Origin of the sequence: Hoeflea sp. YIM 152468, from assembly GCF_029210485.1 — a bacterium.
In the GTDB taxonomy this organism is placed as follows: domain Bacteria; phylum Pseudomonadota; class Alphaproteobacteria; order Rhizobiales; family Rhizobiaceae; genus Hoeflea.
Window position 1 is genome coordinate 59,457 of the sequence record NZ_JARGET010000021.1, and the last position, 21,935, is coordinate 81,391.

21 protein-coding genes are annotated in these 21,935 nt (G+C 58.3%); 8 read left to right on the forward strand and 13 right to left on the reverse strand.

The features are described 5' to 3' along the window. Positions 1 to 3 precede the first annotated feature (3 nt). On the forward strand, positions 4 to 1,158 hold the full coding sequence (locus PZ897_RS10855) for a thiolase family protein (RefSeq protein WP_275752304.1): 1,155 nt from the start codon (positions 4 to 6) through the stop codon (positions 1,156 to 1,158). Then, positions 1,155 to 1,583: an OB-fold domain-containing protein gene (locus PZ897_RS10860; RefSeq protein WP_275752305.1), complete on the forward strand. Its 429-nt coding sequence runs from the start codon at positions 1,155 to 1,157 to the stop codon at positions 1,581 to 1,583. Before PZ897_RS10855 ends, PZ897_RS10860 begins: the two co-directional genes overlap by 4 nt. Positions 1,584 to 1,862: 279 nt before the next feature. Here PZ897_RS10860 and PZ897_RS10865 read toward each other — a convergent pair whose 3' ends face one another. The 6 genes from PZ897_RS10865 to PZ897_RS10890 all read right to left on the reverse strand — a co-directional run bounded on the left by PZ897_RS10865 (position 1,863) and on the right by PZ897_RS10890 (position 6,724). Then, positions 1,863 to 2,504, reverse strand: coding sequence for an RraA family protein (locus tag PZ897_RS10865; RefSeq protein WP_275752306.1), 642 nt, complete (start codon positions 2,502 to 2,504; stop codon positions 1,863 to 1,865). A gap of 33 nt (positions 2,505 to 2,537) precedes the next feature. After that, complete coding sequence (locus PZ897_RS10870; protein ID WP_275752307.1) at positions 2,538 to 3,536, reverse strand: C-terminal binding protein; 999 nt, start codon at positions 3,534 to 3,536, stop codon at positions 2,538 to 2,540. A gap of 16 nt (positions 3,537 to 3,552) precedes the next feature. Beyond that, positions 3,553 to 4,302, reverse strand: coding sequence for an amino acid ABC transporter ATP-binding protein (locus PZ897_RS10875; protein WP_275752308.1), 750 nt, complete (start codon positions 4,300 to 4,302; stop codon positions 3,553 to 3,555). Beyond that, positions 4,295 to 5,104, reverse strand: coding sequence for an amino acid ABC transporter permease (locus PZ897_RS10880; protein ID WP_275752309.1), 810 nt, complete (start codon positions 5,102 to 5,104; stop codon positions 4,295 to 4,297). Before PZ897_RS10880 ends, PZ897_RS10875 begins: the two co-directional genes overlap by 8 nt. Next, positions 5,101 to 5,817 carry an amino acid ABC transporter permease gene (locus PZ897_RS10885; protein WP_275752310.1) on the reverse strand — a complete coding sequence of 239 codons (717 nt, stop codon included), beginning with the start codon at positions 5,815 to 5,817 and terminating at the stop codon, positions 5,101 to 5,103. Before PZ897_RS10885 ends, PZ897_RS10880 begins: the two co-directional genes overlap by 4 nt. 79 nt (positions 5,818 to 5,896) lie before the next feature. Continuing rightward, complete coding sequence (locus PZ897_RS10890) at positions 5,897 to 6,724, reverse strand: transporter substrate-binding domain-containing protein (protein WP_275752311.1); 828 nt, start codon at positions 6,722 to 6,724, stop codon at positions 5,897 to 5,899. Positions 6,725 to 6,857: 133 nt separating this feature from the next. Here PZ897_RS10890 and PZ897_RS10895 point away from each other — a divergent pair, with 133 nt between their 5' ends. Beyond that, a complete protein-coding gene (locus tag PZ897_RS10895; protein ID WP_275752312.1) occupies positions 6,858 to 7,757 on the forward strand; it encodes a LysR substrate-binding domain-containing protein in 900 nt (299 codons plus the stop codon). 206 nt (positions 7,758 to 7,963) lie between these two features. Here the strand turns inward: PZ897_RS10895 and PZ897_RS10900 are convergent, their stop codons facing one another. Then, positions 7,964 to 9,331, reverse strand: a complete 1,368-nt coding sequence (locus PZ897_RS10900) for an amidase (protein ID WP_275752313.1) — start codon at positions 9,329 to 9,331, stop codon at positions 7,964 to 7,966. A 221-nt stretch (positions 9,332 to 9,552) separates the two neighbouring features. On the opposite strand from PZ897_RS10900, the gene PZ897_RS10905 reads away from it, so the two are divergent. The 3 genes from PZ897_RS10905 to PZ897_RS10915 are packed head-to-tail and all read left to right on the forward strand — an operon-like array spanning position 9,553 to position 12,635. Then, positions 9,553 to 10,572 (forward strand): tripartite tricarboxylate transporter substrate-binding protein, encoded by a 1,020-nt coding sequence (locus PZ897_RS10905; RefSeq protein WP_275752314.1) that lies wholly within the window; start codon positions 9,553 to 9,555, stop codon positions 10,570 to 10,572. Positions 10,573 to 10,632: 60 nt separating this feature from the next. Then, entirely contained in the window at positions 10,633 to 11,106 is a 474-nt protein-coding gene (locus tag PZ897_RS10910; protein WP_275752315.1) for a hypothetical protein, read from the forward strand. A gap of 38 nt (positions 11,107 to 11,144) precedes the next feature. Further along, positions 11,145 to 12,635, forward strand: coding sequence for a tripartite tricarboxylate transporter permease (locus PZ897_RS10915; RefSeq protein WP_275752316.1), 1,491 nt, complete (start codon positions 11,145 to 11,147; stop codon positions 12,633 to 12,635). A gap of 523 nt (positions 12,636 to 13,158) precedes the next feature. On the opposite strand, the gene PZ897_RS10920 is transcribed toward PZ897_RS10915, so the two are convergent. The 6 genes from PZ897_RS10920 to PZ897_RS10945 all read right to left on the reverse strand — a co-directional run bounded on the left by PZ897_RS10920 (position 13,159) and on the right by PZ897_RS10945 (position 19,979). Next, on the reverse strand, positions 13,159 to 13,848 hold the full coding sequence (locus PZ897_RS10920) for an FCD domain-containing protein (protein ID WP_275752317.1): 690 nt from the start codon (positions 13,846 to 13,848) through the stop codon (positions 13,159 to 13,161). Between the two features lie 270 nt (positions 13,849 to 14,118). Next, positions 14,119 to 15,303 carry an isocitrate/isopropylmalate family dehydrogenase gene (locus PZ897_RS10925; protein WP_275752318.1) on the reverse strand — a complete coding sequence of 395 codons (1,185 nt, stop codon included), beginning with the start codon at positions 15,301 to 15,303 and terminating at the stop codon, positions 14,119 to 14,121. Further along, positions 15,213 to 16,619: an MmgE/PrpD family protein gene (locus PZ897_RS10930; protein ID WP_275752319.1), complete on the reverse strand. Its 1,407-nt coding sequence runs from the start codon at positions 16,617 to 16,619 to the stop codon at positions 15,213 to 15,215. Before PZ897_RS10930 ends, PZ897_RS10925 begins: the two co-directional genes overlap by 91 nt. A 13-nt stretch (positions 16,620 to 16,632) precedes the next feature. Next, complete coding sequence (locus PZ897_RS10935) at positions 16,633 to 17,427, reverse strand: SDR family oxidoreductase (RefSeq protein ID WP_275752320.1); 795 nt, start codon at positions 17,425 to 17,427, stop codon at positions 16,633 to 16,635. After that, a complete protein-coding gene (locus PZ897_RS10940; RefSeq protein WP_343217458.1) occupies positions 17,408 to 18,484 on the reverse strand; it encodes an AbrB family transcriptional regulator in 1,077 nt (358 codons plus the stop codon). The genes PZ897_RS10935 and PZ897_RS10940 overlap by 20 nt, the downstream gene beginning before the upstream one ends. A gap of 55 nt (positions 18,485 to 18,539) precedes the next feature. Then, entirely contained in the window at positions 18,540 to 19,979 is a 1,440-nt protein-coding gene (locus tag PZ897_RS10945; protein WP_275752322.1) for an MmgE/PrpD family protein, read from the reverse strand. A 395-nt stretch (positions 19,980 to 20,374) separates the two neighbouring features. Between PZ897_RS10945 and PZ897_RS10950 the strand changes: the two genes are divergently transcribed. Together PZ897_RS10950 and PZ897_RS10955 are read left to right on the forward strand one after the other, a co-directional pair. Next, positions 20,375 to 21,373, forward strand: coding sequence for a tripartite tricarboxylate transporter substrate-binding protein (locus tag PZ897_RS10950; RefSeq protein ID WP_275752323.1), 999 nt, complete (start codon positions 20,375 to 20,377; stop codon positions 21,371 to 21,373). A 76-nt stretch (positions 21,374 to 21,449) separates the two neighbouring features. Then, a complete protein-coding gene (locus PZ897_RS10955; protein WP_275752324.1) occupies positions 21,450 to 21,926 on the forward strand; it encodes a tripartite tricarboxylate transporter TctB family protein in 477 nt (158 codons plus the stop codon). The last annotated feature ends 9 nt before the right edge of the window (positions 21,927 to 21,935 follow it).

Consider the following 21,935-nt stretch of genomic DNA (forward strand, 5'->3'; position numbering starts at 1 on the left):
ACCATGAACAAAGATAGCCAGATCGGCATCATCGGCTACGGTGCCACCGCCTACGAAAAGAAGACAGACCGGACCTTGTTCTCGTTTCTGACCGAAGCCGGCCGGGCGGCGCTGGATTCAGCAGGCCTGTCGTTCTCCGATGTCGACGGGCTTGCGATCTGCTCGTTCGAACTGCCGCCGGACAACACCGTGACGGCCGCCGAGCAGTTCGGCATGTCGCTGTCCTGGGCGTATCTGGGAACCGCCGGCAGCGCCGGTCCGGTTGCCAGCATTATCAATGCGGTCCACGCCATTGAAAGCGGACAAGCCACCACGGTGCTCTGCATCGCGGGCGACAATTATGATGTCGGCGGGCACTATAAACTGATGGACAATTTTAGCCGCGGCTTGCGCAACTACGGCACGCCCCAGGGATTTGGCGGGGCCAACGGCCTGTTTGCCATCATCCAGCGCAAGCACATGGAGACGTACGGAACGAGGATCGAAGATCTTGGACGCATCTCGGTGGGCCAGCGCAACAGCGCCCGGCAGAATGACCGGGCATTGCTGCGCGGCCCCATGAGCATCGACGACTATGTCAACTCCCGCATGATCGCGGATCCGATCCGGCTCTATGACTGCGTGCTACCCTGCGCCGGAGCTGAGGCGGTGGTGGTCACGAGTCTCGACCGGGCCGAGCCCGGGAAAGGCGTGCGGGTTGTCACCGGATACGAACGCCACAACCATCCGACGATGGAGATCGCGCCGCTGAGAGGCGGTTGGGAGACCTTCGCCGATCGTCTCTACGACGATGCCGGCTATGGCCCCAGCGATATGGATTTCGTCCAGCTCTATGACGATTACCCGATCATGGCGGCGATCCAGTTCGAAGATCTCGGGTTCTGCCGCAAGGGCGAAGTCAGCCAATACCTTGCCGACAATACATTCGACTGGGCTGGTTCAGTGCCGCTCAATACCGGCGGCGGACAATTGTCGTGTGGCCAGGCCGGAATCGCCGGGGGCATGCTCAGCGTCACCGAGGCCGTGCGCCAGTTGCGCGGCGAGGGCGGCGGCCGGCAAGTGGCCAATGCGAAACGCGGCTTGGTCGCGGGCTACGGCATGGTTGGATATGGCCACGGCCTTTCCGCCAGCACCATCATACTGGAGACAACCCGATGACCCAGGCGCTCAATTACCCAATGCCCTCCGAGGACGCAGACAACCGCGCCTTTCTCACGGCATGGCGGGAGGAAGGAAAACTCCTTCTGCAGAAGGCTGCCCCGGACGGCCGGCCATTTTTCTATCCTCGGCCGATATGCCCTTATACCGGCTCCGCCGACCTGGTCTCGGTGCCCGCTAGCGGCAAGGGCAGGATCGTCTCCTATGCGCTGGTGCTGCGACCCAACCACCCAGCTTTCAACGATGATGTGCCGATCATCCTGGCCGAGATCGAGCTTGAGGAAGGCGCTTCGCTGCTGGGCCGCATCATTTGCGAGGAAGCGAGCAGCGTGGCCAGCGGTCTCGATGTCGAGTTGCTGCCGCCTGCGGACGCAAAGCGATATCCTCTGCCCACGTTCAGGCTGCAGACTTCCGGAGATGAGTAACGGTGTTCCCGGTTTCGCCGGTGAAAGGGTGGCGGACAAGCGCGGCGCCGAAAGTCCGCCGCAGCCACCTTTCACCATCAAGGCACCGGGAGAGCCGGACGATACTCCATCGTTGATGCGGGCCTGGACATAACCGCGCGCACGGCGGGCGCTCAGGGAGCGGAGGCGAGAGCGGCTGACAACATTCAAGCGCGACACTCGCACGCGAGCCGGTGATCACGGGCGATTGGCTGAAGTCCGGCACGCCTGCCGGGCTGAACCGGCCCCGTCAGCAGAAATTCAGCCGCTATAGACCTCGTGGATCGACTTTCCGCTGCGGATCTTCTCGATCCACCGGTGTTCCTTGATCATATGCGCCTGAGCACGCGCGAGCACGTCTTTTGCACGTTCCAGAGGCACCACGGTGACACCGTCCTCATCACCGAGGATAATGTCCCCCGACCGTACGGTGACGCCAGCCGCCGAAATCGCGCCATCGACAACACCACCGAAACCCTGGTGCGGGCCGCGCGGCACGACGGCGTTGCAGAACATGTTGAAGCCTAGCGCGCGAATGTCCTGAACGTCTCGCACAGCACCCCACACCAATGCACCGTCGAGTTTTCGATAATGCGCCTCTTCGGTCATCATCCCGCCCCAGACGGCAACATCCTCATACCCACCCGCGTCGACGACCAGCACCTCGCCCGGACGGGCGATCGAGATCAGGTCGACGATGCTGGCGCAATCGCCGACCATTGTCGTGACGGTCCGTGCCTGACCGGCCAGTGTCATGCCAGGTGAAATCGGTTTGATCGACGCGTGCATGACCTGGGTACGGTTCATGCAGTCCGATGCCACCGCCGTGGGTATGCTGCGCCAGGCGGCAAGCTCGCTCTCCGCCAGTTGACGAAAGTCCACGTCAAATTTCTCAAAAGCCATTGCTGCGGTCCTGAATGATTGTGTCGGCGGGTTTCATTGGGTGACGTCGTTTCTGATCTTGCCATGCACAAGATGGTCGATGAGAATCTGAGCGGAGAATGTGCGCATGTCGACATAGCCGGCCTCGGAATAGAACGCGGCATGCGGTGTCAGGATGAAACGGCCGGCGATCCATGGTTCGTTGCCACGCCATGCCGCGATCAGGGCAGGCTCCGGAACCGGCGGCTCCTTGGGCAGAACATCGAGCCCGGCAGCCTCAAGCCGACCGCTGCGCAAGGCGCGCTCCACCGCGTCGATATCGACCAGCCCGCCCCGGGCAATGTTGATCAGGATGGCGCCGGGCTTCATCGCGGCAAGGAAGCCGTCGTCGACCATCCGCCGCGTCATGTCGTTGAGCGGGGTGTGCAGGCTGACCACATCCGAGCGTGCAAGCAGGTCCTCGAGCGAGCCCACCCGCTCGACGCCAACGCCCAGGTCATGGCCTTCCGGCAGAAACGGATCATAGTAGATCGCGGTCATGTCATGCGCCATTGCACGGCGCACCACCGCGGTGCCGATCCTGCCCATGCCGACCGCGCCGAAGGTGGAGCCGCGTATCCGCCGCACTACGGGGACGTCTTCGGCGAGGAAGCCTGTCGCCGGATCGGCCCTCAACCGCCGCTCATAGCTGCCGAGCCCGCGCACCAGATAGAGCATCAGTGCGATGGCATGATCGGCGACTTCGGTTGTCCCGTAATTGGGAACGTTTGAGACCGTGATTCCGCGTGCCTTGCAGGCGGTGACATCGACATTGTCGAAACCCACGCCGACCCGCACCACCAGCTTGCAATTGTCGAGTTTGGCGACCACGGCGGCGTCAATGCGCATCCGGTGCCAGACCAGCACCGCGTCGCAGGATTGCCACTGCGCGTCCGCTATCGCCGCCGCATCGGTCTCGTCATGGACACTGTATTCGACGAGGCTCCCCGTCACCGCCCTTTCGATGTCGAGATCGCGCCGGTGGGCGTCAGGAACCAAAACCTTGTACGTCATCTACGGCTTCCTTTTCTTACAACACTTTGTCGAGAAACGCGCGCAAGCGTGGATCCTCGGGATTATGGAACAGCTGTTTGGGCGGCGCATGTTCGACGATGATACCGCCGTCGGTGAAATAGACCCGGTCGGCAATCTCCTCGGCGAAGCGCATCTCGTGGGTGACGAGGATGCAGGTCATGCCCTCATTGGCGAGATCCCTGATGACGCCGAGAACCTCCTTGACCATTTCCGGGTCGAGCGCGGCGGTGACTTCGTCGAACAGCATCACCTTGGGTTCCATCGCCAGGGCCCGCACGATCGCCACGCGCTGTTGCTGGCCACCGGAAAGCTGGCCGGGGTAGGCATCGCCCCGGTCCGCAAGCTGGACCTTGGCCAGCAGGCTTTCCGCCAGGCTTCGAACCTCGTCCGGATTCCTCTTCAGCACCTGGATCGGCGCCATCAAGACGTTCTCAAGCACGGTCTTGTGGGGAAACAGATTGTACTGCTGAAAGACCATCGACACGTCATGGCGCAATGGCACCAGCATCTTTTCCGTGCGCAGCGTTTCGACCTGATGGGTGTCCACCCGTATGGAACCGCTGTTGATCGAAACCAGTCCATTGATGCAGCGCAGGACCGTCGACTTGCCCGAGCCCGAAGGTCCGATGATGCAGACGACATTGCCTGCATCGACTTCCATCGAAATGCCCTTGAGCACCTCGACTGAGCCAAAGGCCTTGCGGACGTCCGTGAGCTGGACAATGGGAGGGATTGGCTCAGCCATGTAATCCTGCCTTTCGGATCTTCTGTTCGATCGCCCGGCTGGCCGTGGCAATCGGGTAGCAGTAAATGAAGAACAACAGCAGCACGAAGAGATAGACTGCCGTGGCGTAATCGTCGCCGTCGCTGGCGATCACGGTCTTGGCGACCGAGAGGACATCCTTGGTCCCCGTCACCACGACAAGGCTCGTGCCGATGAAGAGCATCGCATAGGTCGTCATGATGTTCGGGATCATCTGCGGCAGTGCCTGCGGCAGGATGATCCGGCGCAGGATCGCGCCGCGCCGGTAGCCGAGAGCGCGGGCTGACTCCCACTGGCCGTCCGGGACCGACTGGATGCCGGCGCGGAACACCTCGGACATGTAGGCCGTCACCGGAACCGAAAGGCCGACCACCGCCTTGGCCGCCGGAGAGACCCAGTATTCGGTGCCGAAGATGCTCAGCCGGAAGGGGATCAGATAGAGCATGGCGTAGAGCACCACCAGCCAGGGCGAATTGCGCATCAGGTTGACGACAAGGATCGCCGTATTGCGGACCATGGGATTGGGCGCGGTGGTGGCCCCGCCGAGAGAGACGCCAAGCACCGTGGCGACGACCATCGACGCGAGACTGATGCCGATATTGGCCAGGAACCCGCCGCCAACGCTGTCAAATGAATTGCTTCCGATCAGCAACAGCGACGCCCGGTTTGTCAGCACGATCACCGCGTCCAGGCTGTCGCCGCCGTAGGCCGCCAGAAACACGCCGCCCAGCACCGCGATCACGCCGAAAAATCCGATCAGTGCGTGGGTGAGTTCGCGGCTCATGAGACAAGCCCGTAGCCGGGGATTCGAACCGCCCGGGAAATGGCCCGCGCCCCCAGCGACACGATGGTGGCGATGGCGACATAGATGAGCCAGAGCACCATCATCACCTCGATGTTCAGGAATGTTTCGAGCATCGCTTGCGTTGCGTAATAGGTGATGTCGGTCACCGCCACGAGCGACGCCTGCGCCGAGGTCTTGATGATCGACACGATGTTGTTGGTCATCAGCGGCACGGTCATGCGCAACGCCAGCGGCAGTTCCATGGTCAGGAAGACCTGGCGACGGGTATAGCCCAGACTTCTGGCGCCCTCGACCGTCTGTGACGGCACCGACGATATGCCCGAACGTATGATCTCGATCGCGATGGCCCCGTTGAAGGTGCACAGCGACAGCACCACGCAGGTGAAGCCGCTAAACACGGGCATCGACGCGCCGGTCAGGGGGTCGGTGAAGGAAAACCCCACATCCGACAGCATGAAGTAGAAGAAGAACAGCTGCACCAGCGGCGGCGTGTTGCGGAACAGGTCAATGAGAATCACGGTAAAGGGCGCAAGAAACGGTGTCCTGAAATGCAGGATCGCCGCGCCGACGATGCCGATCAGGATCGAAAGGATGCCGGCGACGACGCTGAGCAGCAAGGTGGTCGCCAGGCCCTTCATGAACCAGCTCTGGTAGAGCGGATCCCCAAGCCAGCTGAAGTCAAATCCGAACATGACACCGCCTGGAGTTTCTCGGAAAGGGGAATAGGCGCCCGCGCCGGGATCGGGCGCGGGCCAACCGTATCAATGGCAATCAGTAACCGGCCTTGCGGGCTGCTTCGGCGCGGTCATTGACATAGGCGCTGGAACCCATCGAATATTTCGCCTCCGCTTCGACGAGCAGGTTGGCTGCCTCGGCCGACTGAATCGCTTCATTCACCGCTTGCAGGAACCGCTCTTCGCCCTTGCGCGCGCCGCCGGCAATCGGGATGTAATCGAAGGTTTCGACGGCGATCTTGTTCTTCTCGCCCCATCCTTGTTCCGCCAGCTTGAGATTGAGCATCGGGCCGTCATAGGCCACGGCGACACAGCGGCCGTCCTCATAGGCGCTGAACATCTCGGCGGTGCCGGTGAAAAGCATCAGCTCGGCGCCATAGGTTTCCTGCAGCGCCCGATTGTAAAGGTTGCCCTGAATGCCGCACAGCTTCTTGCCCGCCACCTGGTCCCAGCTGGCGAGGTCGGTGTCGTTCGGCGCCATCAGCACGATGCCGGCCATATTGTAGAATTCTTCGGTGAAGTCGATGACTTTGGCGCGGTCCTCGTTGACACCCAGCGTGGCAAGGATCAGGTCGATCCGGCCCGCCTTGAGCAGTTCGATGCGGTTTGACGCGACCACCGGAACCAGCTCGACCTCGCCTTCGGGGCCAACGATCTTTTCACCGATATAGGTCGCCAGGTCGATTTCGAAGCCGGTTACTTCGCCGTTCTCGTCGAGATACCCGAACGGGCGATAATCGTTCTTGATGCCGATTGACAGCACGCCGCGCTCCTTGACGGAGTCGAGCTGGTCGGCTGAAGCGACACCCGCCAATCCGACAGCTGTGGCCAGTATCAGCGGCATTTTCCAGAATGTCTTGTGCATGTCGAATACTCCCAGTCGAGGTGTGAAGCCGGATTTGGCCAGGGCTTTAGCGTGTTCTTATGCTTCATTTCTACAGATCGACAGACTTAAAATATATTGATAAATAGTAATCCAGCCATTAGCTGAGGTTAAGATGAACATTCGCCAGCTCGCAGCGTTTCAGGCAGTCATGACCGCTGGCGGCATCACGCGGGCGGCCGAGGTTCTGCATGTTACCCAATCGGCCGTCAGCCAGCAGATCACCATGCTGGAGCAGAATTGCGGTTTCACGTTGTTCGACCGCCGGTCAAACCGGCTGAGGCCAACCAAGGAGGCCGAGGCCTTGCTTGTTGAGGTCGAGGCGATGTTTCGCGGTGTCCGCAAGGTCGACCGGGTCATCGCCGCTATCCGCGAACTGAGCCTGGGCGCAATCAGCATCGCGTCGTTTCCCGCGATTGCTCGAAGTTTCCTTCCACGCACCGTCGCGCGCTACAGCAAGGTGCACAAGGACGTGCAGTTTCATCTGCAAAGCATGAGATCCCGGAGCCTGATTGATGCGGTGGCCACACAGCAGGCGGATGTGGCGCTCAGTTTCATGCCGTCGGACCGTGAAGAGACGGTCAGCCTGCATGTCCAGACCCTGAAAGCGGTCTGCATCCTTCCAGCGGGCCACCGGCTTGCCGGCAAGACCCAGATCACGCCGCAGGATCTCGAGGACGAACCCTTCATCTCGCTTGGGCCGCAGGACCAGTCACGGGTGTTGATAGATACGCTGTTTGATGATCACGGCGTTGCGCGGCGCATCAGCATCGAGACGGGACAGTCGGATGCCGCCTGCACGTTCGTTGCCGAGGGGGTCGGGTGTTCAATTGTTGATCCGATCAGCGCCTGGACAAATGCCGGACCTGACATTCTCGTCCGGCCAATTCAGCCGACAGTCGAATTCAAGATCTGGCTTATCCGTTCAAGAACAGCTCCGTCCTTCAAGCTGCTGGACAGCTTTATAGAGTTTCTGACCGAGGAAATGAACCATGCCGAGTATCAGGCGCTGTGAGCTTTCCAGCGCCAGTCAGCGGCGCATCCGAATGTCATTGCGATGTTTCCTGATCGGGCCGGCTTGCTGCTTTGCACGCTGAACGACACCACCGAGGGTAAGGGCCGGAAGTGAAATGGAGCCGGCGGTATCTTGCAACCGCAGGCCCCGGTACGGCAGTCAACCCCGCGATGGCAATCGGGCAGGGTTGACGTGGCGATAAACGATCAGCCGAATTGCCTCATCATCCAGTTTGCATGCTGCGCCAGTTCAAAATCGCGCCCCCTGAAGCCTGCTAGTTGCAAACCGAAGGGCATGCCGTCGACTTCCATGAGCGGCAGACCGAAAACCGGGAAGCCGAGAAACGACCAATACAGCAGTAAAGTCCGTGCGCCGGTGAACTCGAAGCCTTCGGGCGCTGGGCCAGAGGAGGAGGGCAACACGACGGCGTCATATGACCGGGACAGTTCCTGGACACGTTGGCGCAAATCGTCACGTTCACTGCGCATGAGCCGGTATTCGTCCAAGGTGACCTCATGTCCGAGCTTCACCAGATCATGCAAACGCGGTCCCATCTCGTCGGGATAACGCTCCACATAGGTCCGATAGGGCCAGCGCATATCGAACGCAACCATACGCAAGGAAATGTCGACGATATGATCGAGTCGTCTTGCCAGATCGGCAAGATAAGGGTCGTCAAATGAGTCCACCACGGTAATGCCCGCGGCCCGAAACTGATCAAGCTGTGCCTCGAAGGCTGCGCGGCTGTTGTCGTCAAGTTCATCCAGACCTGCGGTGCGCGGGACTGCCACCCGCTTGACCGGCACATGATCCAACTCGCTGGCCAATGGCCCGCCAAGTCCGTTCGTATCCTGCCCCGGGGCAATCTCCCCCACCCAGCGCGCAAACGCCCAGGCTGTGCCGACGCTCTGACCAAGAACACCGAGGTGGTCATGGGTTCTAGACAAGGGGTGCACGCCATCGGTGGAGAGTGCGTTCAGTGTTGGCTTGAACCCCACCACGCCGTTGAACGAAGCGGGACGGATAATGGAGCCCTGCGTCTGGGTGCCAAAACTGGCGGCGAACATGCCGCTTGCCGTGCCTGCCGCCGCCCCCGATGAAGATCCGCCCGGTGTGTGCAGCGGATTGTGTGGATTCACAGTTGGCCCAGACCGCCCGATGGCAAATTCAGTGGTGACAGTTTTGCCTACAATCACCGCTCCACCCTCGCGGACCGCTCTGACGCAGGCTGCATCCGCCCGCGCCATGTACCCATCGTACATGCGATTGTTCATCTGCGTGGGCATGTCAAATGTGTCGATAATATCTTTGATGCCAACCGGCATCCCGTCAATGGGTGACTGAGGGCAGCCGTCCCTATAGCGTAGCGTGGATGCGTCTGCTGCGGTGCGGGCCTTCGCAAGGTCATAATGCGAGAAGGCCCGCACTGTCTCTTCCGACGAACTGATGTTGGAAATGCATGTCTCCAGGTAGTCTCTCGGAGTGCTTCCACCTGATAAAAATAGTGAGCGAGCATCCAAAAACTCGGGGATCTCAGATGTGAAATTGTCAACTATTTTTGTTTTTCTAACCATTTTTTGAGGGTATCCTTGCGGTAGGCGGCATTTCCTGCACTTGAAAATAGCTTTTGGGGAAAAATTGTCAACACTTTGCTTGACACTCGGAGGCAATTCACTCACGTTTCGCTCACCGCTTGGAGCCTGCTTTGAACTGCTCGCCCAATGCAGAGATGCAAGTCGTGGGTTGCGAACCTCCTTAGGCGGTGAAGCCATCACGAAATGAATAGGAGTTTGGGATGACCAATTATGAATTGACGCGCCGGCGTTTCCTTCGCACTTCTCTGGCGGCCGGAACCGCAGCACTTCCGCTTGCCGGGCTCGCCAGTCAGGCTCATGCTCAGGATTATCCGTCACGAAAGCTGACTGCATATATTCCCTTTGCCCCCGGTGGCGGCACCGATCGCTCGGTTCGGCTCGTGACGCCGGTTTGGGGGCAGCTGCTGGGCGGGGATTTCGTGCTCGATCACAAGCCTGGTGCCGGCTCTCTGATTGCTCAAGACCTGATGGCAAATGCGCCGCACGACGCTCATGCAGTCGTCTTTACTCCTGCGCCACATACGGCTTGGCTCGCTCAACTCGAAGCAGAGCGATTCAGCACCGACCAGGTGGCTTGGGTTGGCTCATATTTTCAGGATCCCAACGTCCTTCTGGTTTCCAAGGATTCGCCCTACAATACCTTGGAAGAGTTTCTCGATGCGGCTGCCAGTGCCGACAAGCCGTTTACGGCTTCGGTCTCCAGTGCGCTGTCAGCGGCACACGCCGCGACTGTGGTGTTGCGGGAGAAAGCCGGCATCCCCCTGCAGGTTGTGCCCTTCGGCGGTGGTGGTCCGGCCCGGAATGCGGTTGCGGGCGGTCACGTGGATTGCTGCATGGCACCCTACTGGTCAGCCACAAACGTACTGGAATTGACCAAGGCGCTGGCAATTTTCTGGCCCGAAGACCCGACCGAGGGCCTCTGGAACGCGCCTCCGGCTAACGAAATCCTGCCTTTCGAGATGCCATACCTGTCTGAGCCCTATGGGGCGCAAATTTCCCGAAAGAGCGCCGAGAACCATCCGGATCGATATCAGCGCCTGACCGAGACGTTCGAGCAGACGCTTCAGCACCCGGAATTCCTCAAGGGGGCTGATGCGCAATCACTAACGCCATTTATCCGGCACATGGATGCTGCCGAATGTGAAGCATGGTCCACTGATTACCTTGGCCTTCTGGCTGAATACCGGAGCAGCATGGAACGAGATCTCGAAGATATGTAATCTTGGTTGGGCCTGCCGGCCAGCCGGCAGGCCCGATTCATAATACACGGAGGCACTTCGTTGTTTTTACGCTCCAAATGGGGAGAACTGATCGTCCCCGCGATCGTGCTCCTGGGTTGTCTGCTGTTTTGGTTTCATATCCAGGAGGCACGTTCAGTTACCCGGCGCATCCCAGAGCCCGTTATCGTGCTTACGGTGTTGACAACTCTCATCATACTGATGCGCACCGTGTTCCAGAAATCAGCCGGCAAAGATGAAGCTGACGCGGCTCTTCCCGATCAGGAAGCAGCGCCCACGACGAAAAGGGAGATCCTGATCCGCGTAGCCTTTCTCATCCTCTGTGTGGGGTATTATTTCAGCTTCGGGAGTTTAGGCTTCAGCCTGACAAATCTGCTGTTTCTGTTGCTAGCCTACCCACTTGTCGGTTTGGGGCCGATAGGCACGGCAGTAGGTGCAGTTGTATCGAGTTTGACCTTTCATTTCCTTGCTTGGGTGATGAACTTCAACGTGCCCGTTGGACCACTGGGTTTCTGATTGGAACCCTACCAGGTATAATCCGGAGTTATATTTCGATGTACGACACCGAGGCAATGTTCGCTGGCATCACAGCGTTGTTTCAGTTCCAAACGCTGCTGTTCCTGGTTTTGGGTTTCCTGATCGGATTTATTGTCGGTGCCATTCCGGGCTTTAATGACGCCAACGTCATGGCGATCCTGTTGCCATTTACTCTTGTGCTGGACCCAACCGTCGCCGTGATCATGATGGCGACAATTTACACAGGTGCACAGGCGGCAGGCTCCATACCGGCAATCCTGATGAACATTCCGGGCACGCCAGGCAACGCTGCATCAACGCTTGAGGGGTACCCGATGGCGAGAGCCGGCAAGGCTGGATATGCTTTGGGGCTCTCCTTCGGAGCCTCTACGTTCGGTGCATTGATCGGCGCATTCCTGGCCCTCGTTTTGGCGCCGGTGCTTGGCATGTTTGCGCTCAAGTTCGGTCCATCAGAGATGTTCATGGTCGCAGTGCTGGGACTGACGGTGGTCAGTACGTTGGCTTCGGAAAGCTACGAAAAGGGCATGATGATCGCATTATTCGGTATCCTGGTCTCGCTCATTGGTGCCGATTCGATGTCCGGCTTCCCTCGGGCGACTTACGGAATACCAGAACTATATGATGGTTTGCCAATGATTCCGGTCTTGCTTGGGCTGTTCGGTCTTTCTGAATTGCTCTTTTTGTTGGGCCGCGCCACGATTGCCGACCAAGGCAGGCGGTCATCAGACGGTTGGTCGGAGATTTTCCGTGGCCTCAAGAACTCGGCTGGTCACCAGATTAACCTGTGGCGCTCCAGTATACTTGGATTTTTCGTCGGCGTTGTGCCCGGTGCAGGCGCCACGATTGGGTCGTTTCTAGCCTATGGGCAGGCGCGTCAATGGTCCAAAGACCGGGAGTCCTTCGGCAAGGGTAATCCCGAGGGCCTTGTTGCGACTGACTCCGCCAACAACGCCACAGCCAACGGAGCCCTGGTTCCGATGCTGACTTTAGGTCTGCCCGGCAGTGCGTCGACCCTGGTGATGCTGGCTGCCTTGGTGCTGCACGGATTGCGTCCCGGACCTGAGTTCTTCACAACTTTCATCGTCGACGCCTACAGCATTCTGTTCTCGACTTTTTTGGCGGCCGGACTAATCGCCACGCTCGGTGTTTTGCTGGCACGACCGGCACAGCACATAGTTTTCGTTCCCAATGCATTCCTCGTCCCCACCGTGACCGTCTTGGTGTTCATAGGGGCTTATGCTTGGCGCTTCATGGCATTCGACATCATGCTGATGATCGTTTTTGGACTATTTGGCGCGATACTTAAAGTATACCGGTACCCGGTTCCTGCATTCATGCTGGCCATTATTCTCGGCCCGCTTCTTGAAAGCAACTTTCTACGTGCGACCCGCATAGGGGGAGCCAACAACCTGTTCGATGGTCCGATCAATAAGGTTCTTGTTGCCATGATCGTACTCTCACTCGTGGCCCCCTTGGCGACTGCCTTGTTTCGGCGGTGCAAAAAGTAATCTTTTGCCCAGCGCAGACTGGCAAGCATCGTGCGGAATTCGGAGAAATTGCAGGACGTTCCATGCCGCCACATAGACAAGCTGCCATGATGCAGCCGGAGGCCGGGTTGCCTTGCCCGCATGCGGGGTTACACATGGCTACGGGCGCCCGGCACGGCGCCGCCAGACGCTCCCTTTCTCGCTGCTAAACCCATTCCGGAGATATGATGGGGCCTTGTCAATGCAGCTTGGTATGGCAGCCTGTTGCCGTCCAATTGTCGGAAACGAGAGCCGCCGCGTCGTTCTCACTTCTTGAGCCTTTACACTGCGGTCTGTGCTGGTCGGTGATCGACCCTTGCTGAGAAACGACGCTCTATAAGGATATTGAAGGGGAGGGAGGCCCGATTGCGACGGACGGAGATTTGCCTGCCGCAGGCCCGGAATCGGGAGGACGACCACAGATGAACCCGATCAAGTGGCCGGCATTCCCCGCAGCATATGAACGGGTGTGACCTGACCAAGTGAAGACTGCGCTTGCCAGCCGCTATTTTTCAAGCGTTGTCGTGAACCGTTGTTTGGACCGTTCGACATGGCGAAAGAAGGCCTCCTGGGCCCGCTCGCGGTTGCCGGAAGCCAGTGCGTCAACCATCTCCCTGTGTTCGTGGTTGGAGACAGCGAGGCCTCCGGCCTGAACCAGGCCACGAGCGCGACACAGATGCAATCTGTTGACCAGGCTCTTGTACTCTTGGGCGAGCATGCTGCTGTTCGTTGATCTGATCAGAAAATCGTGAAACTGAAGATTGACAGGATAGTAGCGGTCAAAATCGCGCTGTTGCGCAATTTCATCCATCTCATCAAGGAACTCGTTCAGGCGTGCCAGCATGGCGTCTGTCACCATATCGGTCAGCAGGCGGCCCGCTAAGCCGAACAGCGCTGCCCGAATATCATAAATTTCGAGTGCTTCCTTGGGAGATATTGAACGAACGAACACACCACGGTTGCGGATTGCGTCAACCAAGCCCTTTGCTTGCAAGCTGCGCGTGGCTTCCCGCAGCGGCCCGCGGCTGGTACCAAACCGCGACGACAGCTGAATCTCGTTGAGACGCTCGCCAGGTTTGAGTTCCCCTGTTAGGATCAGGTGCTCCAGCTCCCGCTCAAGTGCACCGGTCAAGGATGACGTGCGCAAAACCTGCAGATCATTTTGCGCTGTTTGATTTGATGTAGTGTTTTCCATCGAACTCTCCATGGCCGTATGTAGACAATTTACATCATTCGATAAAGCCTTATATCCGCGCTACCCCGGTTTCCGTTATTGCCTCGATTGCCACCTGGGTGGCTGCGGCTGTGTTGGTCTGCCAACCCACGCCCCGCGTGTATGCTCCGGCCCGGCACACCAAGCCGGTTGCCTTAATCAGCGTTGCCGCCGCACGCGGCTCCCCAGCAAGATCCAGCCTCATGGAGGCAGTCCAGACACCAGCTATCGGACTGGTGCAGCGATCTGTCCTTAGGCATTGGCAATACCCATGCCTGCGATTATTCCGTCAACCATCTGTGACTGGTTCGCTGTTCCGCGGATATCCGGAGTACGGGTGGCAGGATTTGAAAGCGCAGTATCGATTCCCTTCTTCATTAGTTCCGATACTTCGACGGCCGCATCAAGTCCATGACGGCGCCCGAGCCAGTCAAACAGCATTCGGGTGGATTCGACCATGGCAAAGGGGTTGGCGATATCCTTGCCGGCGATGTCCGGAGCGGAGCCATGCGTAGCCTGGGCCATGGCGATGGACCCGCGCCCAATGCAAAGCCCGGGAGCCATGCCCATGCCCCCAACCAGACCGGCCGCTTCGTCCGTCAGGATGTCGCCAAACATATTGGTGGTAACAATGGTGTCGAAGCTCTGTGGATCACGGACCAATCGCATTGCCATTGTGTCGACAATCACTTCGTCGACGGTGACGTCGGGAAAATCCTTCGCCACTTCATAGCAGCTGTCGACAAACATGCCGCAGCCCAGCTTGTAAACTGTGTTCTTGTGAACCAGGGTCAAGCGTTTTGTTCTTGAACGGGCAATTTCGAAGGCAGCACGCGCCACCTTCGAGGACCCTTCGACAGTGATCACGCGTACTGAAATCGTAACATCATTGGTAGGACGGAATTCACCGGATCCCATCACCACGTTCCTGTCTGGCTGGAAACCTTCATTGTTCTCCCGGACAATCACCAAATCGACGTCATCGTACAGACAACCGATACCGGGGAACGAGCGTGTCGGGCGAACATTGGCGAACAGATCAAACCGCTTGCGCAGGATCGGATGCGGATTGATTGCTTCTGGCACTTTCGGATAACCTTGGTGACCTATGGGGCCGAGAATCCATCCGTCGAGTCCGCCCAGTGTTTCCAAGGTCCCCTCGGGCATCGTATGCCCGAGTTGAACAAGCGCACGGTGTCCGATGGGGACATCAACCCATTCGATCGCAAGCCCGGTTGCGGCGGCGGCGGCTTTGGCGATGCGGACTGACGCCGGGACCACTTCGTGGCCGATGTCATCGCCCTCAAGAATGCCGATCTTCAAAGTATCTTTGCTTGCGGGAGTGTTCATGATCCTGTCGCCTTTGCCTTGGTTTGGCTTTGCCCCACCGAAATGCCGGCGATGTCGGCGACACTGCTCAGCGCTTCGAGATTCCATGCCGCCGCCAGCAACTCGCGAGTGGCTTCTTCGCCAATCACCAGAGCTGACTGGGTGATGAACTTCGCATCAATCTGTTCATTGGTCAGCGGTACGTCCTTCGAACCGATGGCTCTCTCGACGTGTTTACTCAGCCTGGACCCGTCCTCAAACGTCACATCAATGGTGACCGAAGCTTCGTGGCATTCAGGATCGGCAGTGGCCGTGATCCGGTCCCGCAGGCCCGTAATTTCAGGCAGGTTCACCATCTCGTCCGTGAACGCGGTTGGGGCGCCGTCGCCTTTCAACAGAGCCGCAGCTGCCGAATGGTAGACGCTGAACTTGCCTTCGAGCCCGGTGCGTGGCGTTTTCTTGCCGGTGAGTTCCAGTACCAGCGGATGGGTCGTCAGATGGATCGACTTGATTGCGCTGACGCGGTCGCCGATTTCGGCGCGGATTTGCTGACATCCGTCGATGGTTGGGTGGATAACGATGCCGCAAGCAAACGGCTTGTAGCTGTTAAGCGCGGATTCCCAACGAGTGCCAAGATCGTCGAGAATCTCGGAGTAGTCCTGTTTTGTCGAAGTCACATTGGCAAATCCGCGCGGAGCTTCGATGCCGCGTTCCGAGCTGTCAAAATTGGCTTCGGCCAACAGCGCCGACATCAGACCATTCTGGGCTGCTCGACCCGGGTGAAAACTCTTGGTCATTGTGCCAAACATTTCGCGCAGTCCCGAGGCTTGCGTCGCAGCAAGACCAAAGGCCCAACGCATCTGCTGTTTGGAAAGTCCGATTGCCTTGCCGGTGGCGGCGGCTGCTCCGAAAACTCCGGCCGTTCCTGTGATATGCCAGCCGCGGTCGTAGTGGTTGGGATAGACCGAATTGCCGATCCGGCATTCAACTTCAATACCGACGATCAGTGCCGTCAGGAAATCCTTGCCCGACATGGGGCGCAACTCGGCCAGGGCGAGAAGGGCGGATGCTACCGGTCCTGCAGGGTGGATGATGGTCTTCAGGTGAGTGTCGTCATAATCGAGCACATGCGAGGTGATGCCGTTCAACAGCGCGGCATGAAGTGCATCGAGCCGCTCTGGCCGGCCCAAAACCGTGGATGTGGCCGTGCCGGAAAATGGCATGACGGCTGCAAGTGCACGGTCAACCGTTTCATGATGCGCACCACCCACGGCACATCCGATCCAGTTGACGAATGTGCGCAAGCCTTCCTTTCGCACTTCCGTTGGTATGTCGCTTCCCTTGATGTCAACAATCCAGTCAACCAGCTGGCTGGTGACGTTCGGGACTTCGGCATTGGTTGCTATTTCTACATTGCTTGACATGTATTTCACTTTCTTAAAGCAGGCCGCGGGCAATGCCGCCATCAACATTGACCGCCTGTCCGGTCACGTAGCTTGCAAGCGGACATGCAAGCCAAACGACCATGGCAGCCACCTCTTCGGGAGTCCCGAAGCGACCGAGCGGGATATCCTTGGAGAAATCCTCAAGGATTTCTGCCCGGGTCCTGCCCTGCTCTGCGGCCATTTTGTCGGCCCGATTGGTCCACAAGGGGGTCAAAGTTCTGCCTGGCGCGACACAGTTGATCCGAATGTTCCGGTCCGCCAACTCGGCAGCCAGTGTCTTGGTCAAACCGAGAATGCCTGCCTTATGTACATTGGATACGATCTGGTGCTGATAAGGCATCTTCGATGCAGCGGCACCAAGCGTGACGATTGACGGATTGTTGCCCTTCTCGAGTGCGGGAAGCAGCGCACGGATCGCACGCACGGTCGACAGGATGTTGAAAGAATAATTTCCCATCCAGTCCGCGTCGGTCAGGTCGGTGAAGGCGGAGCGAATGCTGCCGCCGACGGCAGTGATCAGGACGTCCAGTGTCCCATTCCACTGCTGGTCTACGGCGTCCGCAAGACATTTGCCCGAGCCTTCCTGGGTCACATCACAGGCCACGCTCGAGGGCTTTTCGCCGGAATAGTCGGGGATATCCTTGATGGCGGCTAGGAGGTTTTCCTCGCTCCGTGAGGCAAGCATGACATGCGCGCCTTCCTTGGCCATCAATTTTGCTGAGGCTTTGCCGATTCCGTAACTGCCTCCAACCACAAGAACACGGCGTTCATTGTATCCGAGATCCAATTTGAGATCCTTTCATGCGCATGTAGAGTTTGAAAACCAGAAGAACTGTCGATGAAACCACTGCAATTCGCATTACGTGGAATGCAGTCACAATCTCGGCGTCAAGGTTCATGACCTTGGCCGTCAGAACCATCTCGGTTACAGCAGCCGGTGCGAGAGCGAGAAAACTTGTGGTAAAGGGAAGATCGCCGAAATAGGAGAGGGCGACTGCACCCAGCGCAGCAAAACAGATCATAAGGCCTGCTGTCGCTACGGCGGAGAAAGTCACGCGTGGCAGGCGGACCAGCAGATCGCGCTTGAACTGGCAGCCGAGCCATGTCCCGAGCATGATCTGTGCAACGATGATCAGCAGTTTGGGCACGTCAACGACGAGAACTTCGCTGACGCCCAGCGCCATGCCAGCCAGGATAGGCCCCACCAGCCAAGGGTTGGGAAGCGGCGTCCGCTTCAGCGCAATCGCAACCAGATAGGCAACAACCAGCGCGGCAGCGAGCGACACGTAGTTTACCGGACCGGTAGCGGCCATAACTGGCGGTGTGCCTTGTTCGCCGAGAAAAAAGACCAGAAATGGAACAACTGCCACGACCAGTGCAACCCGCATGGCATGGACGATCGCAACTGATCCCGGGTCACCGCCATATTCGCGGGATACCGAGGCCATGTCGGCAACGCCACCCGCAGCGGTTGCGAAGAAAGCGGATACATTGTTGACCTGAGCAAGCGGTTTCAGCAAAAAGGCAGCAAGAAATGTGTACCCGATGACGTAAAGGGTAGAGAACATCATGTGCGGAATGAGAGCTGTGGTTGCCAAGAGAACTGCAGGGGTAAACCGCATGCCGACGGCAAGGCCGATGGCAACCTGACCAAGCTCCCGTCCCATCGGGATGATCGGCATTGCAAATCCGAAAACCGATGCCGCGGCCAAAAGGAAAAATGGCCCCAGCATCCAAGGTAAAGGCATGCCGATCCAGGTGCCGAGGTAACCGGCGCCGGTTGCGCAAACATAGGTTAGGCAAAGGTGCGCAAGACCGCGCGGCCGGAAGCGTGATGCTCCCAACCCCTTCGCGGTCTTGCCTCCATCTGGTCTTGCCATGTTCGCTGAATCCTCGGCCTTAGTCGGCCTTGAGAAGAGACATCAGTGTGTCGATGGATTTCAGGTTCTCGAACTCGGCAACCATATCGACAACGGTCTTCGCCTTACCCATGTCCCAGCGTGCAAATTCGGCATTCTCGAGAAACTTGCCAGCCACTTCCTGATAGGACATCGGGTTGGCCGGGCTGCCCTTGCCAAAATCAGCCATACCGCTGATTGTGGTGCCGTCCTTGAGCTTGATGTCCAGATAGGTGGTCATAAGGTGATAGCCTGCAGCTTCGGCCCGCTCATCAACGCAAAAATCCACCTTCTCGATCATCGCTTTCACGTCGGGTCTCATCACGGTTTCGTCGAGAAACTCCGGCAGACCGGCTCGGCCTTCGAGCAGCAGGATGGCCATGCAGAACTCCATCGAGAATTTGGCTTGCAGTTCATTGGTCGGATGGCGATGGATCAAGGCGTTGGGCATGTTCGAATTGGTGCCGACCCGGACTGACACCACATCTTCGGCCTTGATGTCATGCGCCTTGATCAGTCGAAGCATCTCGGTCATGCCGGGATGGGTCAGAGAGCCCGAGGGGTGCGGCTTGATCGATACCCCCGGATTGTCAAACGTCCATGGCGCACCAAGTTTACCGTCAATGGCGTTGGCATCGTAACCGCCACCTGCCGCTGCGAAGAATCCGCGTGGAGCTTCGAGAATCTTGTCAGTTGCGGTCCAGCCATACGACGCAAACTGCGCGGCGACGACGCCACTCTCCGACGAGCGTCCGGCATGGAACGGCTTGGTCATTGTACCGAAGTTCTCGCGCAAGCCTGCCGACTGGCTCCCCGCCATGGACAGGGCACGCACCATCTGCTCCGAGTTCAGACCCATCAGACGTCCCGCGGCGGATGCTGCAGCAAACGTCCCGCAGGTTGCGGTCGCATGGAAACCGGTCTGGTAGTGACGCGGATCGATCGCCTCGGCGATCTTGCACTCCACTTCGACACCGAGATGATAGGCCAGCATCACATCTGCGCCGGTGCTGTTGCGCGCCTCCCCAAGGGCAAGTGCAGCGGGCAATGCCGGTGCGGTGGGATGGGTAAGAAGTCCATATACGCGATCGCGCGCTACGGCGAGCTGGGTATCGTCGTAATCGTCAGCATGAATTCCAACGCCATTGGCAAATGCCGCGAAACGGGGCGACACCCGGTGTGACGAGCCGATAACGGTCGCGGCTCCCTGAGGATTTCCAATATCTTCAAGGTGGGTCCGGACATACTCGCCTGACTTCGCAACAGAACCCGAAAGCGCGAGGCCAAGGCCATCGAGAATCGATTTCTTGCCATTTTCGACGACAACCGGGGGCAGGTCGCTGATGCTTGTGTTGACTACGAAGTTGGCAACTTCCTGGCTTAAACCAGGGCTTTGGGATCCAGCTGAATCAAATCCCTTGTTGGTCGCTGACGTGTTCATCGTGTGACTCTCCCTTGATCTCGTTTTGGTGGAGATAGTGTGCATATGCCAGGCGCCGCAGGGCGCGTCAGACGCCTATCACCACAGCTCGCCTCTTGAACGATCTTATCTGACAATTGTCAACAACTTTTAGGATGAGGGCGCTTTCCGGGCGGCTTGAGGGTTTGCGATAAATCTTCTAACACATTGAATATTATAAATTAAAAAGAAATTATGGAGAAGCCTTAGCCTCAATCGCCGTGGTTCACTTCGTCTCATTCGATGTGAAAATGGGCTGTCACTCGCATTATTGTTGACAATATGCTTGCGCAAACATATTTTGCCGAGAGTCGGGGAGGCAGCAGCGCTTAGCGCCGCAGGGGAGTTACGCATTATGCCCCGCAATGGAGGATTATATGAGCAAGACACTTACACGCCGCACGATGCTCAAGGTTGCGTCTGGTGGAATCGCCGCATCGTTTGCTGCGCCAGCCATTCTGCGTGCCCAGAGTACCTATCCGGATCGTCCGATTTCTGTTGTCGTCCCATTCGATACAGGTGGTTACAATGACCGTTTGGCCCGCGCATTTGCACCATTCCTGCAGGAGGCGATCGGTCAACCACTGACGATTATCAATCGGGGTGGGGGTGGTGCGCTGCTTGGGCACAGCTACTTCATGCAGCAGCCTGATGACGGGTACTCCATTCTTTGCACGTCAGCAGCTCCCTATATGCCGTTGAACATCCTGACCCAGGATGCGCCTTTCAAGCTCGAAGACTTCCATATGATCAACCTGCCGTCGCGTGACTACACGCTGATGGCGACCAGCTCCGAATCCGACATCAAGGATATCGAGGATGTGATCACGCGTCTCAAGGCTGATGCCGGCGCACTCTCGATCGGTATCCAGCCCGCTTCCGCCGATCTGGTCAACGTGATGCTGTTTGCCGACGCCAATGGCATCGATCGTGATGGGCTGCGTCTGGTGACCTATGATGGTGGTGGGCCCGCTCGCAATGCCACGGCCGGTGCCGTGGTCGATATCGGACTGGTCGGCGGCCAGGGGTTCATCCCGCTTGCCGAAAAGGTCCGCCCGCTGCTGGTGTTCGATGATTCCGCTCGTGATGGCTGGACATCGCCAACGGTGACTGAACTGAACGGTGCGGACGCGGAGTTTGTTGCCGGATCTCAGCGTGGCTGGGGTGTGCATGCGTCTTTCGTTGAAAAGCACCCCGACCGCTACCAGACCCTTCTGTCCGCCATCGAAAGCGCAAGCAAGGATGAGGCAACAATCACCAGTTTGAAGGCCCAGGATCTTGCCACGGACTGGATCGGTCCGGAGGCCAGCAACAAGGCACTCGCCGCCACCGCCAGGGTGATGACGCAGCACATCGATCTGCTTAAGGGCACCTGATTGCGCTAAAATCGCCATCAATGCCGGACCTTCTTGAGAAGGTCCGGCATTTTTCCAGCCCTTGCAGGAGTGTCGAATGGGTGAGCCAAGCCAACGTCGCGTTGTCATTTGGGGGCATTTGCTGCTTCTGTGTGTGGTTGCGGTTGTGATCCTCGCCTATTGGCTGGATGCGCGCGGAACTTCGTTGAAGATCAACAACCTCCTGCTTGTCCAGCCGGCTGCGATTTTCGGGCTCATCCTTGTGGCCCTTGTGCTGCCGCAGGTTTTTCCGAAAGTCCCGCGCGAAGATGTGCCTGATGCGGCTCAACGCCGAAAGGAGCTTCTTGAGGTTGGTCGGGTTGCTTTGCTCGCGGGTGCATTTGGTATTTTTGTGTTCTCGCTCGAAACCATCGGATTCGACATCGCGACCTTCGTGTTCGTTGCCGTCGGATTGTATCTTTGTGGTGAGAAGAAACTTTGGGTGGTCGGCACCTATTCCGCCGTTTTTTCCGTGTTGGTGGTTTACGGATATCAGGCGCTTGTGCCCTATCCTTTCCCCCTTACAATTCTCTGAGGAAGCCGG

What these genes read in the sequence shown, in the direction of transcription:
- PZ897_RS10855 (WP_275752304.1), top strand. Translation starts at nt 4, where the DNA reads ATGAACAAAGATAGCCAGATCGGCATCATCGGCTACGGTGCCACCGCC.
- PZ897_RS10860 (WP_275752305.1), top strand. Translation starts at nt 1,155, where the DNA reads ATGACCCAGGCGCTCAATTACCCAATGCCCTCCGAGGACGCAGACAAC.
- PZ897_RS10865 (WP_275752306.1), bottom strand. Translation starts at nt 2,504, where the DNA reads ATGGCTTTTGAGAAATTTGACGTGGACTTTCGTCAACTGGCGGAGAGC.
- PZ897_RS10870 (WP_275752307.1), bottom strand. Translation starts at nt 3,536, where the DNA reads ATGACGTACAAGGTTTTGGTTCCTGACGCCCACCGGCGCGATCTCGAC.
- PZ897_RS10875 (WP_275752308.1), bottom strand. Translation starts at nt 4,302, where the DNA reads ATGGCTGAGCCAATCCCTCCCATTGTCCAGCTCACGGACGTCCGCAAG.
- PZ897_RS10880 (WP_275752309.1), bottom strand. Translation starts at nt 5,104, where the DNA reads ATGAGCCGCGAACTCACCCACGCACTGATCGGATTTTTCGGCGTGATC.
- PZ897_RS10885 (WP_275752310.1), bottom strand. Translation starts at nt 5,817, where the DNA reads ATGTTCGGATTTGACTTCAGCTGGCTTGGGGATCCGCTCTACCAGAGC.
- PZ897_RS10890 (WP_275752311.1), bottom strand. Translation starts at nt 6,724, where the DNA reads ATGCACAAGACATTCTGGAAAATGCCGCTGATACTGGCCACAGCTGTC.
- PZ897_RS10895 (WP_275752312.1), top strand. Translation starts at nt 6,858, where the DNA reads ATGAACATTCGCCAGCTCGCAGCGTTTCAGGCAGTCATGACCGCTGGC.
- PZ897_RS10900 (WP_275752313.1), bottom strand. Translation starts at nt 9,331, where the DNA reads ATGGTTAGAAAAACAAAAATAGTTGACAATTTCACATCTGAGATCCCC.
- PZ897_RS10905 (WP_275752314.1), top strand. Translation starts at nt 9,553, where the DNA reads ATGACCAATTATGAATTGACGCGCCGGCGTTTCCTTCGCACTTCTCTG.
- PZ897_RS10915 (WP_275752316.1), top strand. Translation starts at nt 11,145, where the DNA reads ATGTACGACACCGAGGCAATGTTCGCTGGCATCACAGCGTTGTTTCAG.
- PZ897_RS10920 (WP_275752317.1), bottom strand. Translation starts at nt 13,848, where the DNA reads ATGGAAAACACTACATCAAATCAAACAGCGCAAAATGATCTGCAGGTT.
- PZ897_RS10925 (WP_275752318.1), bottom strand. Translation starts at nt 15,303, where the DNA reads ATGGAATCTCGAAGCGCTGAGCAGTGTCGCCGACATCGCCGGCATTTC.
- PZ897_RS10930 (WP_275752319.1), bottom strand. Translation starts at nt 16,619, where the DNA reads ATGTCAAGCAATGTAGAAATAGCAACCAATGCCGAAGTCCCGAACGTC.
- PZ897_RS10945 (WP_275752322.1), bottom strand. Translation starts at nt 19,979, where the DNA reads ATGAACACGTCAGCGACCAACAAGGGATTTGATTCAGCTGGATCCCAA.
- PZ897_RS10950 (WP_275752323.1), top strand. Translation starts at nt 20,375, where the DNA reads ATGAGCAAGACACTTACACGCCGCACGATGCTCAAGGTTGCGTCTGGT.
- PZ897_RS10955 (WP_275752324.1), top strand. Translation starts at nt 21,450, where the DNA reads ATGGGTGAGCCAAGCCAACGTCGCGTTGTCATTTGGGGGCATTTGCTG.